Origin of the sequence: Pseudomonas sp. BLCC-B112, assembly GCF_028550695.1 — a bacterium.
GTDB lineage: Bacteria > Pseudomonadota > Gammaproteobacteria > Pseudomonadales > Pseudomonadaceae > Aquipseudomonas > Aquipseudomonas danubii.
This window is the reverse complement of the sequence record NZ_JAQQGK010000005.1, coordinates 477323-489937: the sequence shown is the minus strand read 5'-3', so window position 1 is coordinate 489937 and position 12615 is coordinate 477323. Positions and strand designations below refer to the sequence as shown.

Sequence of the window (12615 nt, the reverse complement as noted above, 5' to 3'; positions counted from 1 at the left end):
AAATGCAGCATAGCTTGTCGACACGACGTCTTAGGCGCAATAGGCGCCATCAGTCGATTTCACCGCGAGCGGTCGGAAATTTCGCAAAGTGCAGGGTTGAGGCGGGGACGGTGCCTGTCTGTTTCCCGTTCTTTGGGCTTGCGTAACGCCTTGGGCAATGGCGATATAAGCGGCTTATAACAATTCCAGGGATCGTTGTATGTTGCTCGCCACCTTGATCCACCGCGCCAGTCTGCCCAGCCCACAGGTCACTGCACAGCAAGCGCTGGAGTTGCTGGAAACCCATTACGGTCTGCAAGGCACCTTGCAGTCTCTGGGCAGCCAGCAGGACCTCAACTATCGCCTCGACAGTCCCCGGGGCCGCTTTGTCCTGAAGATCTGCCGCGGCGACTACTCGGCCCTGGAGTTGCAAGCGCAGCACGCGGGCCTCAAGCACCTGCAGCAATACCCCGATCTGCGAGTGCCCAGGGTGATTCCGGCCAAAAACGGTACGGACCTGCTGTCCCTGGAGATTGCCGGGCAAGCGCTGCACGTGCGGTTGCTCGACTATATAGAGGGTCGCTCCCTGACCCACCTGCCGCACCTGGGGAACGAGCTGGTGGCGGGCCTGGGCCGGCTCTGCGGGCAGATGGACCTGGCTTTGGAAGGTTTCCAGCATCCGGGGCTCGAACGCACCCTGCAATGGGATGCCCGGCATGCCCAGGCGCTGATCGGGCATTTGTTGCCAGTCATCCAGGACCCGCAGCAACGGGCCTTGATCGCTGACACCGCGCAGCGCGCCGAACGTCGGCTGCAGCCCCTGCAGGAACAGTTGCCGGTACAGGCGATCCACATGGACATCACCGACGACAACGTGGTCTGGCAGCGGGATGCCGCGCGCCGTTGGCAGTTGCAGGGAGTGATCGATTTCGGCGACCTGATCCGTACCTGGCGCATCACCGATCTGTCGGTGACGTGCGCCGCACTGCTGCATCACGCCGAGGGCGATCCGCTGCGCATCCTGCCGGCGATCCAGGCCTATCACCAGGTCAACCCGCTGCAACGGGCCGAGCTGCTGGCGCTCTGGCCATTGATCGTGGCCCGCGCCGCGGTGCTGGTGCTCAGTGGCGAGCAGCAGGTCAGCATCGATCCGGGCAACGCCTACAGCCGCGCCAATTTGCACCACGAGTGGGAGATTTTCCGGGTCGCCAGCTCCGTGTCTTTCGAGTTCATGGAAGCGGCCATTCTCAGCGCTGTCGGGGAGTCGCTGCCGGCCATTGGCAGTGACGGCTTCGTTCCGCTGCTGCCGAGCCTGGTAGGGCGCGAGTTCGCCCTGATCGACCTGGGCGTGCTCAGCCCGCACTTCGAAGCCGGCAATTGGGAGCAGCCGGGGATCGATGATCGCCTGTTGGCCGAAGCCGCTGTTGCCCATGGCCTGGCCGCCAGTCGCTATGGCCAGTACCGCTTGTCGCGGACCTGCCCCGACAGCGCCCTGGAGCCGCAAACCTGCCCGTTGCATGTGCAGTTGCAAGTGCCGGCAGGCACGCCGGTAGAAGCACCGTTCGCCGGTGTGCTGCACCGTGCCGAGAACGGCCTGCTGCGCCTGGATGGCCCGGCGTTGAGCGTGCGCTTGTGGGGCGTCGAGCCGTCGTTGCACCCGGGGGCGGCCCTGGTCAAGGGGCAGGTGCTGGGGGCCGTGGTAGCCGACGGTCGGCTCAAGGTACAGCTGTGTCGAGCGGCCGAGCTGGATCCGCCGCTGTTCTGTACGCCTTCCCGGGCGCCTGCCTGGCAGGCGCTGTGCCCTTCTCCGGCCGCGCTGCTGGGGCTGGCCTGTGATGCCGAGCCGGAGCTGGACCCGCAGACCCTGCTGGAGCGTCGCGATGCCAGCTTTGCCCGCTCGCAAAAGCACTACTACGTCGACCCGCCGCGGATCGAGCGCGGCTGGCGCAATCACCTGATCGACATGCAAGGGCGGTCCTATCTGGACATGCTCAACAACGTCGCGGTGCTCGGCCACGGTCACCCACGCATGGCCGCCGAGGCGGCGCGCCAATGGTCGCTGCTCAATACCAACTCGCGTTTTCACTATGCTGCGATCGCCGAGTTCTCCGAGCGCCTGCTGGCCCTGGCGCCGGACTCCATGGATCGGGTGTTTCTGGTCAACAGCGGCACCGAAGCCAACGATCTGGCGATTCGCCTGGCCTGGGCCTACAGCGGCGGGCGCGACATGCTCAGCGTGCTGGAGGCCTATCACGGCTGGTCGGTGGCGGCCGACGCGGTGTCGACCTCCATCGCCGACAATCCCCAGGCCCTCACCAGCCGTCCCGACTGGGTGCACCCGGTGACGGCGCCCAACACCTATCGCGGCGAGTTCCGCGGCCAGGACAGCACACCGCAGTACCTGCGCAGCGTCGACCAGCAGTTGCACAAGCTGGATGAGCAGCATCGCCAGTTGGCCGGGTTCATTTGTGAGCCGGTGTACGGCAATGCCGGGGGCATCTCGCTGCCGCCGGGTTATCTGCAGGAAGTCTACGAACGGGTTCGGGCCCGGGGTGGCGTGTGCATCGCCGATGAGGTCCAGGTGGGCTATGGCCGCATGGGCAAGTTCTTCTGGGGCTTTGAAGAGCAGGGCGTGGTGCCGGACATCATCACCATGGCCAAGGGCATGGGCAACGGTCAGCCCCTTGGGGCGGTGATCACCCGTCGCGAGATTGCCGAGGCGCTGGAGGCCGAGGGCTACTTCTTCTCTTCATCCGGTGGCAGCCCGGTCAGTTGCCGCATCGGCATCGCCGTGCTGGATGTGATGCAGGAGGAGGGCCTCTGGGAGAACGCCCGGGTGGTGGGTGAACATTTCAGGCAACGCCTGGAGGCGCTCAAGGATCTGCATCCCCTGGTGGGTGCGGTGCATGGCTCCGGTTTCTACCTGGGGCTGGAGCTGATCCGCAATCACCAGACCCTGGAACCGGCCACCGAGGAGACCACCCTGCTGTGTGATCGCCTGCGGGAACTGGGGATCTTCATGCAACCCACCGGCGATCACTTGAACATCCTCAAGATCAAGCCGCCGATGGTCACCAGCCGGCAAAGCGTGGATTTCTTCGTCGACATGCTGGACAAGGTGCTGGGCGAAGATCTGTAAGGGCTCGTCGTTCGCTTGCGTTCATCTCCATTCGCCGGCAAGCCGGCTCCTACACCTTTCTGTGGGGGCCGGCTTGCCGGCGAATGTGTTTGTGATTATTCGATTGTTATCGGTATTTTGTCGGATATTTTTCGCGGTTAAGAATTCTTCGGCTTCTAAAGTCGATATTTATCGGATATAAAGTGGCCGTCGTCAGGCGCGACCTTGTCGTGCCCCGTCCTTTTCCTATCCGTTGTCATCGACCGCGTCCATTGCCCGGGAGTTGTTCCATGAGCCGAATCGTTACCGTCGCCGCTACCCAGATGGCTTGTTCCTGGGACCTTGAGGCCAATCTGGAAACCGCCGAAAAACTGGTCCGTGAAGCCGCCGCCAAAGGTGCGCAGATCATCCTGATCCAGGAGTTGTTCGAGGCCCCGTATTTTTGCCAGAAGCCCAACCCGGACTACCTGCAACTGGCCACCACGGTCGATAGCAACGTCGCCATCGCGCACTTCCAGAAAGTTGCCAGGGAGTTGCAAGTGGTGCTGCCCATCAGCTTCTACGAGCTGGCGGGGCGTGCGCGATTCAACAGCATCGCGATCATCGATGCCGATGGCAGCAACCTGGGGATTTATCGGAAAAGCCATATCCCGGATGGCCCCGGCTACCACGAGAAGTACTACTTCAACCCGGGCGATACCGGCTTCAAGGTGTGGAACACCCGCTACGCGAAGATCGGCGTGGGCATCTGCTGGGACCAGTGGTTCCCCGAGTGCGCCCGCAGCATGGCGTTGCAAGGCGCGGAAATCCTCTTCTACCCGACCGCCATCGGCAGCGAGCCCCACGACCAGAGCATTTCCTCCCGCGACCACTGGCAGCGAGTGCAACAGGGGCATGCCGGGGCCAACCTGATGCCGTTGATCGCCAGCAACCGCATCGGCAACGAAGAGCAGGACGGTTACGACATCACCTTCTACGGTTCGTCCTTTATCGCCAATCAGTTCGGCGAGAAGGTTCAGGAGCTCAACCAAACCGAAGAAGGTATCCTTGTGCACAGCTTCGACCTCGACGAGCTCGAGCACATCCGCAGCGCCTGGGGCAGTTTCCGTGACCGTCGTCCGAACCTCTATGGCGCGCTGAAAACCCTCGACGGTTCCCTGGAGTCCTGAACACTATGAGCACTTTGCACAGCACGCCGTGCGCCGACGGTTTCTACATGCCGGCCGAATGGGCGACCCAGACCCAAACCTGGATGATCTGGCCCGAGCGTCCGGACAACTGGCGCCTGGGCGGCAAGCCGGCCCAGGCCGCCCACGCGGCGGTGGCCAAGGCCATTGCCCGCTTCGAACCGGTGACCGTGGCCGTCTCAGCGGGCCAGTATGAAAATGCCCGGGCGCGCCTGGACGTACCCAACATCCGCGTGGTGGAGATGTCCAGCGATGACGCCTGGGTCCGCGACACCGGTCCGACTTTCGTCATCAACCACAGCGGCGAAGTGCGTGGTGTGCACTGGGGCTTCAACGCCTGGGGCGGCTTCGAAGGCGGCCTCTATGCGCCGTGGAACCGTGACGAGCAGGTGGCCAGCAAGGTGCTGGAGATCGAGCGTTGCCAGGAGTACCGCACCGAAGGCTTCGTGCTCGAGGGCGGTTCGATTCACGTCGACGGCGAAGGCACGCTGATCACCACCGAGGAATGCTTGCTCAATCACAACCGCAACCCGCATCTGTCCCGTGAGCAGATCGAGGCGGTATTGCGCGAGCACCTGGCGGTGGAGCAGATCGTCTGGCTGCCGGATGGCCTGTACAACGACGAAACCGACGGCCATGTGGATAACTTCTGCTGCTACGTGCGCCCGGGCGAAGTGCTGCTGGCCTGGACCGACGATCCCCAGGACCCGAACTACCCCCGCTGCCGAGCGGCCATGCAGGTGCTGGAAAACACCCGCGACGCCAAGGGCCGCACTTTCAAGGTGCACAAGATGCCGATTCCCGGTCCCTTGTATGCCACCGAAGAGGAATGCGCCGGTGTCGATGCCGTGCAAGGCAGCCAGGAGCGTAATCCCTCCGTGCGCCTGGCGGGTTCCTACGTGAACTTCCTGATCGTCAACGGCGGGATCATTGCGCCGAGTTTTGACGACCCGATGGATGCACCGGCCAAGGCCATCCTCCAGGAATTGTTTCCCGAGCATGAAGTGGTGATGGTGCCGGGGCGCGAACTGTTACTGGGTGGCGGCAATATCCATTGCCTTACCCAACAGCAGCCCGCGCCGCAGCGAATTTGAGTGCCGTTGTAACAGATAGTGTTGCCTGTTTGACGGCGTCGGACCGATTCCGCACCTGGTGCTTTTCAGCAAGCCCGCAGCCCAGATGGGTTGCGGGCTTTTTCATGGCCGTACGTCGAGCCACCTGGCACTTTGGCATAGCTCTTGTATCTGCTTCGTGGTGATTCTGAGACAGGTGGAACTTTTGTTGTTCTGTCATAAACCTTGGATAAGTTAGGCCGCTCAGATACCAGGAGAGAGCGCTGGAATGAATATGGTCAGCGAGCGGGCACCCCATCCCTTGGCAATGAATAACGAGTCGCTGCAGGTTCTGGCGCAATGGTTGAAGTCCAATGGAACGCGTCAGATCAGGGAACCTGATCCGCGCCGGATCATCGTTGAGCGTTACCCCGCTGGATTGCTCAGCGAGGCGGAACTGCAGGCACTGTGGGATGTGGTGAAAGGATAGAAAACGACGGATTGTAAAAAGCGCTGCCGGGATGGCAGCGCTTTTTTTTGGCCGGTCGTTTAGAAGCGGTAGTTGCCAGTGACCACCAGGCTACGGGGCTCCCCCGGCTGGATCTGGAAGGCACTGGTGGCGGAGCTGTAGTACTCGCGGTCAGCGATGTTGTTCAGCGCCGCGCGCACGTCCCAGTCCTTGTGCCGGTAGCCGGCCAGGGCGTCCCAACGGCCGTAGCCCGGCAGCACCACGGTGTTGGCGCCATCGGCGTAGCGGTCGCCCACCAGGGTCAGGCCGGTCTCGGCGTACCAGCCCAGTTCCGGTTTCCAGGTGATGAACAGGCTGCCGTTGCGCTTGGCCACGTTGTTCACGCGCTTGTCTTCGAAACCGTTGTTGTCCTTGACCACCACCGCGTCCTGCAGGCCGATGCCGCCGCGCAGGTACCAGTTGCCGACGAGCTTGCCGTTGGCAGTCAACTCGATACCCCGGGAGCGTTGCAGGCCGGTGAGCAAGGTGATACTGGGGTCCAGCAGATCGCGGGTGCGACGGTTGTAGAGCTCCAGCTCATACACCGCCAGGGTGGTGCTCAGGCGCTCGCCTAGCCAGTCGCTCTTGACCCCGACTTCCTTCTGTCGGGTCAGCTCCGGACTCAGGTCGTTGCCGTTACCGGCGGCGTTCGGGGTGATACCGATCAGGCCGCCGCCCACCGGCGAGAACGACTTGCTCCACGAGGCATAGAACGAGTGGTGCTCCAGCGGCGTCCAGACTACCCCCAGGCGCGGGCTGACACTGTTGCTGTCACGGCTGTCGGAGACGCCGTTCTTGCGATTGGTGGTCTCGACATCGAAGTTGTCGTAGCGCAGGCCGGCGAGCAATTGCCATTGATCGTTCAGGCGCAGTTGGTCCTGCACGTAGAGCGCCCGGCTTTCGACCTCGGTGTGGTTGTTGCTCCAGACTTGCATGCGCCCGGTATGGCTCTGGTATGGGTTGGGGTTGTACAGGTCGACGGCGGGCACGGCCTGGCTGCCGGGGCCTGTGGTGGCAGGGTTGTAGAGGATCGGGTCGCGGCGCTGGCTGCCGATCTCGATGCCGGTGAGCAGGCGGTGTTCCAGGCCAAAGGTGTCGAAGCGGCCTTCGAGTTCGGTGTTGTTGTAGATGTTGCGCGTCTTCAGATCCTGCTGCCAGCGTTGGCGCTGCACCTTGCCGGTGCTGGCGTTGTAGCCGGTCTGGTAGGTGTTGTCGAAGTCACTGTCGAGCTTGAATACCCCCAAGGTGTGGCGCAGTTGCCAGCTGTCGTTGAGCTCGTAGGTCAGCTTGGAGCGCAAGGACTGGGATTTGTCGTCGATGTAGTCGCGGTGGTCGCCGTAGGTGGTTTCCCGACCGACGTTCGCCGGGCGTCCGTTGAGGCTGGTAATGCCGCGGTCCGGGGTGCGGTTGTAGCGGCTGTATTCGTACTGCACCAGCCAGTTCAGCTCCGGGGTCAGTTGCCAGCTCATGGACGGTGCGAACAGCTGGCGATTGCCACTGACGCCGTCGCGGAAACTGTTCTGGTCCTGATTGCCCAGGTTCAGGCGCAGGCTGAGGTTCTCCGTCGGATCGGCACTGAGGTCGGCGTACAGGCTGCGCAGGTCCTGGCTGCCGCCCTGGACTTCGACGCTGGAGCGGCGGCCGAACTCCGGCAGCTTGCTCACCCGGTTGACGATGCCACCCTGGCTGCCACGGCCGTAGAGCACGGCCGCCGGGCCCTTGAGCACTTCGATGCGCTCGATGTTGTGCAGGTCGCGCACGTACTGGCTGTCGTCGCGGATGCCGTCCAGGTAGAAGTCGTTGCTGGCATCGAAACCCCGAATCCGCAGGCTGTCGAAGCGGGTGTCGGAGCCGCTGCTGACGTTGGGAATGCCGCTCAGGGCGCTGCCCAGATCGTTGTGGCCGTAGTCCAGGACGTTGGCGGTCTTGATCGTGTCGATGGCCTGGGGCACATAGCGCGCGGCGGTGGCGGTGCGGGTCGCGGTGCTGACTTCCTTGACCCGGGGATCGTCGGGGTCGGCCTCGGCTTCGGCGCTGATGGAGGTCGTTGGCAGGGTGGTGCTGGCAGCACAGGCAAAACCGGCGGTCAGCAGGGTGCAGAGTCCCAGTGACAGGGGCGTAAGGCGGAAATGGGCAGGCATCTGAAGCGCATCCGAAAGGAAGGTGAGTCAAGGGGTGCGAATGATAATGCGTGCTATTTACTTATGTTAATTATTCGCTAAAAGTTCCTTTGCACTATTGTTTCTAATTGTGTCGGCGCCGTATCTGCCCGCATACACAGGCTAAACAGACTGATTCGACCGGATACAGCAACAGACTAAAAGCCATTTCGAGGTTTTTCCCCTGGCGTGCGGGGCATAGTCTGCGGGCCATCGAATGCTCAAGATCCTGTTGGAGTCCCTTATGTCCTCGGCCACCCTTCACTACATTTATGACCCGCTGTGCGGTTGGTGCTATGGCGCCAAGCCACTGGTCCAGGCTGCCCAGGCAGTGGTGCCGGTGGTGGCCCATGCCGGTGGCATGATGACCGGTCGCAACCGCCAGCCGGTGTCGCCGCAGTTGCGTGATTACGTCATGCCCCATGACCGACGCATTGCCGAGTACACAGGGCAACCTTTTGGCGAGGCCTATTTCGAGGGTCTATTGCGTGACCACACGGCAGTGTTCGACTCGGCACCGCCGATCGCTGCTGTATTGGCCGCCGAGGCCCTGGGCGGTCGTGGACTGGAATTGCTGGGGCGCCTGCAGACGGCTCATTACCTGGAGGGCCGGCGGATTGCCGATCGCGACGTCCTGCTGGAACTGGCGCAGACCCTGGGGTTTGCTCCACAACCGTTCGCCGTCGCCTACGATCAGGCGGTGGCCCTTGAGCTGGACGAGCATATAAAGAGCAGCCGGGCGCTGCTGGCCAAAGTTGGCGGCCAGGGTTTCCCAACCCTGGCGCTGGAGCGGGACGGTCGCTATCAGTTGCTCGACATCAGCCCCTGGCTGGGCAAGCCCGAGGCCTTCGCGCAGTGGCTGAAGGCTTCCCAGGGGGCCAGTAGCGACCCTCAACATGGCGCGCTCCAGGCCTGTGGCCTGGACGGTTGTGCGCTTTGATCTCACCTGACCTGCGTGGAGTCACCCATGGATAACCTAGCGTTGATCAAAAGCACCTATGAAGGTGCCAACTCCCAGGAAAATGCGCGCAACACCGCTGCGGCCCTGGCCCCGGATGCGCGTTGGACCGAAGCGGCGGGCTTTCCCTATGCCGGCACCTACGTCGGTTTCGAGGCGGTGCTGGAGCATGTTTTCAAGCGCCTGGGCTCGGAATGGCAGGACTTCACCTTCAAGGTGGAAAACTATGTGGCCCAAGGCGACAAGGTGTTCGCCTATGGCAACTACCAAGGCATCTACAAGGCCTCGGGCAAGCCGATCGATGTGCGAGTGGCCCATTTGTGGACCCTCAAAAACGGCAAAGTCACCCACTTCGAACAATTCGTCGACAGCCATAGCGTGCAGCTGGCAATGCTCTAGCCCGAAGTTCTTAGAACATTTTCAGCTATTCAAAGACGATTCACGAAATTGACACGTTGTTCAGGGCGCAGATAGGATTCGCCCCCAACGCCTGTGGCCAAGAGCCATATTTCAGAATAATAAAAGGCCCGTCGCGATCACCCGCGGTCGGGCTTTTTTGTTTCGACGGTAGAAGAGCGTTCAAACGCCATAGCCGAAAGAGCTCACAGCGCGTCATCAAACCGTAATAAGGAAAATAAAATGTCGAAACAGCGGATCTGCTTGATTGCACTGGGGATTTTGAGCGCTACACAGGCCATGGCCGACGGCCAGGCCGATGCCAAGGGCTTCGTCGAAGACAGCAGCCTGAAAGTGCTGCTGCGCAACGCCTACATCAACCGTGACTACAAAGACGGTAACAAGGACAAGGCCGAGTGGGGCCAGGCTGCCATCGGCACCTTCTCCTCGGGTTTCACCCAGGGCACCGTGGGCGTGGGCGTTGACGCCTTCGGCCTGTACGCACTGCGCCTGGACGGCGGCAAGGGCCGCAGCGGCGCTGGCGGTATCGACTTCTTCAAGCAAGGCGACAGCGGCAACGCCGCCGATGACCTGAGCAAGTTCGGTGCGGCGGTCAAGTTCCGTCTGTCCAACACTGTGCTGACCTACGGTGACCAGATGCCGGCCCTGCCGGTACTCAACTACGACAGCTCGCGTCTGCTGCCGGAAAGCTACACCGGCACCCTGATCACCTCCAAGGAGATCAAGGGCCTGGAGCTGAACGCCGGTCACTTCACCGCCGAATCGCGCAAGAGCGCCGAAGGCCGTGACAGCGGTGGTCTGAAGTCGATCAACGTATTGGGCGGTAGCTACCAGTTCACCGAACAGTTCAAGGGCGCGCTGTACGCTTCCGACGTCGAAGACGTGCTGAAGAAACAATACGTGAACCTGAACTACGTGTTCCCACTGGCCACCGATCAGTCCCTGACCCTGGACTTCAACGGTTACCGCACCAAGCTGGACAAATCCTTCGCCAAGGACCTCAACGCCGGCGGCCAGGACAACAAGATCTGGAGCCTGGCGGCGACCTTCGCCACTGGCCCGCACTCGTTCACCGTCGCCCATCAGCGCAGCACCGGCGACAGCCACCTGGGCTACGCCTATGGCGGTTATCAGAAGTCCGGCTATGTGGGTGATGGCGGCAACACCATCTACCTGGCCAACTCCTACTGGTCCGACTTCAACGCGGAAGACGAACGCAGCTGGCAACTGGGCTACGGTCTGGACTTCGGCGCTTTCGGCGTACCGGGCCTGACCTACAACGTGGCCTACGTACGTGGCGACAACATCACCACCGTCAACAGCACGGGTGGCAGCGAGCGAGAAATCTTCAACCAGCTCAAGTACGTGGTGCAGAGCGGCCCGGCCAAGGACCTGAGCGTCAAAGTGCGCAGCTCGGTTCTGCGTGTGTCGCAGAAGTCGTATGAGTACAACAAAGGTGGCAACGAACTGCGTGTGTTCGTCGACTACCCGATCAACGTGTTCTGATGAGCGTTTGATCACCACCTGACTCTGGGTGGTTGTCGTGCAAAAAAGCCCCGACTGGTTCGGGGCTTTTTCATGTTCGGTTATCGCTTGCGGGGTTTTGCCAGAGAGGGCAGGTGGATGTTTTCGTACCACTGTCTTTTCAAGGCGTCGCCTTCGCGCTTGTAGGCAAACATTTCTTGCCAATGTTCACTGGCGAGCTGGAGCATTTTCCCTGGAATGTGTTCCGTCAGGTAGGTGAAGTAGCGCAGGTGGTGAGGGGCCAGAACCTTCATGAGCTTGTTGAGCTGTATGGTTTCCGCGTTTTCGCCAGTGTCTTTCAAGGCTTCATTCAAGATGAAGGTCGGGATCACCATGATGTAGGTGCCGGTAGCGCCCGTGAAGTCCGGAATACCGTCGTCGAGTTGGTAGAGGATATAAACGTAGAGGTCTGCCCAGCGTCGTTTGAGCTGATTACTGGTTAATTCCTTGCCGTTGCGGGTCTGCATCCAGGCTGCCTTGGGAGACACCGGCAGCGCGGTTTTCAGTTTGTTGGCATAGGCCAGGTGACGAAGAGGTCGCTCTGTCTTGTCGACGAGCTTGGTTTTGACCTCCACCGCCCAGCCGTTCCAGGTGGTTCGGCAGAACCAGTCTTTGTCTTCGTTCAGGGGATCAGTGGTGACCTTGCACGAATCCAGGAGCGGTTGCGGATAGCCAAAGTAAATATCCGCCACATCGCTTTCGCCATTGTCTTCGCTGACCGGGTCGAACAGCTTGTTGTGCAGGTAACCGTAAGGCCTACGGTTGGTCTCTGGCTTAAAGTCAGGGCTATGGGCCGGCGGATTGTTGCGCTCGAAGTCCTTGATCGCCGAAATGATGAATGACTCATACACCCGCCCGATCCAGCTGGGGTTGTTCTTGAGGATTTTCAGTAGTCTTTCTGACAGTTCCATCTGCGGGTGGTCCTTGGGGGCAGGGAGGTCTGGCCATGAATGGCCTGGTCACGGGGCAGCGGGATTTTCGGCGAGTGGTTGGTCGATATCAATCTTGCTACAGTCCGCGGCTCCTTCCTGTCACGGATGATTTCGATGTTCCGTACCCTGTTATCCGGCCTGTGCCTGCTGAGCGTCGCCAGCATCGCCCACGGCCAGCCAGCGACTGCATCCGAGCAGTTGCTCAGCCAGTTCTCACGCTGCGATGCGCAGTTTTTCCAGAGCCTGAACACCGCCCAACTGCCGGCCGCGACCTTGACCGTCGCCAAGTACGGCGCGGTGAGTGCGCCCAAGGTCCTGAACCCCTTGCAGGAAGGCGGACGCTACCAGGCGTTCGAACAGCCGCTGCTGGTCAACGGCGTGCGCTTGGTGGGCTACTACAACGAAGCCCAGTCGCTGAAGTCGGTGGGTAACCTGCTGTTCTGGGGGTTTATTGCCGAGGGTGAGCCCCGTGAAGTGGCCGCAGCGCTCAAACCTCTGCTGGTGGACAACCACCGCCTGAAGGCAGACCGCAGCGCCATGGTCCGGGTGGAGATCCGCCGGGTGGGTGACCCTATCGACAGCTGGCGCACCGAAGGTCTGGTCGGCGGCGGCGTGGCCACGCCGTTCGGTTTCGTCGAGCGGGTATTGAGCATCGACAAAGGCATCGCCAGCGCGCCGATCTCGGATCGCACCACGATCTTCTGCAGCCTGCAGGGCACGGTTACCGCGCCGCTGCTGCAGGTCTATCGCCCTGACCTCAACGCTCACCTGCTGGATTGAA

Annotated in this window: 10 protein-coding genes; 8 read left to right on the top strand and 2 right to left on the bottom strand. The window is 61.6% G+C overall.

The genetic code is table 11. From position 1 onward, the window contains the following. The first annotated feature begins 199 nt into the window (after window positions 1-199). From PQT43_RS16095 to PQT43_RS16080, 4 genes are all read left to right on the top strand, one after another. Complete coding sequence (locus tag PQT43_RS16095) at window positions 200-3118, top strand: aminotransferase (RefSeq protein WP_272754291.1); 2919 nt, start codon at window positions 200-202, stop codon at window positions 3116-3118. Window positions 3119-3387: 269 nt separating this feature from the next. After that, the gene (gene aguB / locus PQT43_RS16090; RefSeq protein ID WP_102862683.1) at window positions 3388-4266 is read left to right on the top strand and encodes an N-carbamoylputrescine amidase; all 879 of its coding nucleotides are present in this window, start codon (window positions 3388-3390) and stop codon (window positions 4264-4266) included. A 5-nt stretch (window positions 4267-4271) separates the two neighbouring features. After that, window positions 4272-5378 (top strand): agmatine deiminase, encoded by a 1107-nt coding sequence (aguA, locus tag PQT43_RS16085; protein ID WP_272754290.1) that lies wholly within the window; start codon window positions 4272-4274, stop codon window positions 5376-5378. A 247-nt stretch (window positions 5379-5625) separates the two neighbouring features. Beyond that, window positions 5626-5826: a hypothetical protein gene (locus PQT43_RS16080; protein WP_102862685.1), complete on the top strand. Its 201-nt coding sequence runs from the start codon at window positions 5626-5628 to the stop codon at window positions 5824-5826. 59 nt (window positions 5827-5885) lie between these two features. On the opposite strand, the gene PQT43_RS16075 is transcribed toward PQT43_RS16080, so the two are convergent. Continuing rightward, the gene (locus PQT43_RS16075; protein ID WP_272754289.1) at window positions 5886-7985 is read right to left on the bottom strand and encodes a TonB-dependent receptor; all 2100 of its coding nucleotides are present in this window, start codon (window positions 7983-7985) and stop codon (window positions 5886-5888) included. Window positions 7986-8247: 262 nt separating this feature from the next. Between PQT43_RS16075 and PQT43_RS16070 the strand changes: the two genes are divergently transcribed. From PQT43_RS16070 to PQT43_RS16060, 3 genes are all read left to right on the top strand, one after another. Further along, the gene (locus PQT43_RS16070; RefSeq protein ID WP_265074052.1) at window positions 8248-8943 is read left to right on the top strand and encodes a DsbA family protein; all 696 of its coding nucleotides are present in this window, start codon (window positions 8248-8250) and stop codon (window positions 8941-8943) included. A 27-nt stretch (window positions 8944-8970) separates the two neighbouring features. After that, on the top strand, window positions 8971-9360 hold the full coding sequence (locus PQT43_RS16065; RefSeq protein ID WP_060842195.1) for a nuclear transport factor 2 family protein: 390 nt from the start codon (window positions 8971-8973) through the stop codon (window positions 9358-9360). Window positions 9361-9600: 240 nt separating this feature from the next. Next, a complete protein-coding gene (locus tag PQT43_RS16060) occupies window positions 9601-10884 on the top strand; it encodes an OprD family porin (protein ID WP_102882160.1) in 1284 nt (427 codons plus the stop codon). Between the two features lie 80 nt (window positions 10885-10964). Here PQT43_RS16060 and PQT43_RS16055 read toward each other — a convergent pair whose 3' ends face one another. Further along, window positions 10965-11813 (bottom strand): hypothetical protein, encoded by an 849-nt coding sequence (locus tag PQT43_RS16055; protein WP_267269233.1) that lies wholly within the window; start codon window positions 11811-11813, stop codon window positions 10965-10967. A 135-nt stretch (window positions 11814-11948) separates the two neighbouring features. On the opposite strand from PQT43_RS16055, the gene PQT43_RS16050 reads away from it, so the two are divergent. Further along, entirely contained in the window at window positions 11949-12614 is a 666-nt protein-coding gene (locus PQT43_RS16050) for a hypothetical protein (RefSeq protein WP_267269234.1), read from the top strand. The last annotated feature ends 1 nt before the right edge of the window (window position 12615 follow it).

Coding starts and splice junctions, on each gene's coding strand:
- PQT43_RS16095 (WP_272754291.1), top strand. CDS start 200: ATGTTGCTCGCCACCTTGATCCACCGCGCCAGTCTGCCCAGCCCACAG.
- aguB (WP_102862683.1), top strand. CDS start 3,388: ATGAGCCGAATCGTTACCGTCGCCGCTACCCAGATGGCTTGTTCCTGG.
- aguA (WP_272754290.1), top strand. CDS start 4,272: ATGAGCACTTTGCACAGCACGCCGTGCGCCGACGGTTTCTACATGCCG.
- PQT43_RS16080 (WP_102862685.1), top strand. CDS start 5,626: ATGAATATGGTCAGCGAGCGGGCACCCCATCCCTTGGCAATGAATAAC.
- PQT43_RS16075 (WP_272754289.1), bottom strand. CDS start 7,985: ATGCCTGCCCATTTCCGCCTTACGCCCCTGTCACTGGGACTCTGCACC.
- PQT43_RS16070 (WP_265074052.1), top strand. CDS start 8,248: ATGTCCTCGGCCACCCTTCACTACATTTATGACCCGCTGTGCGGTTGG.
- PQT43_RS16065 (WP_060842195.1), top strand. CDS start 8,971: ATGGATAACCTAGCGTTGATCAAAAGCACCTATGAAGGTGCCAACTCC.
- PQT43_RS16060 (WP_102882160.1), top strand. CDS start 9,601: ATGTCGAAACAGCGGATCTGCTTGATTGCACTGGGGATTTTGAGCGCT.
- PQT43_RS16055 (WP_267269233.1), bottom strand. CDS start 11,813: ATGGAACTGTCAGAAAGACTACTGAAAATCCTCAAGAACAACCCCAGC.
- PQT43_RS16050 (WP_267269234.1), top strand. CDS start 11,949: ATGTTCCGTACCCTGTTATCCGGCCTGTGCCTGCTGAGCGTCGCCAGC.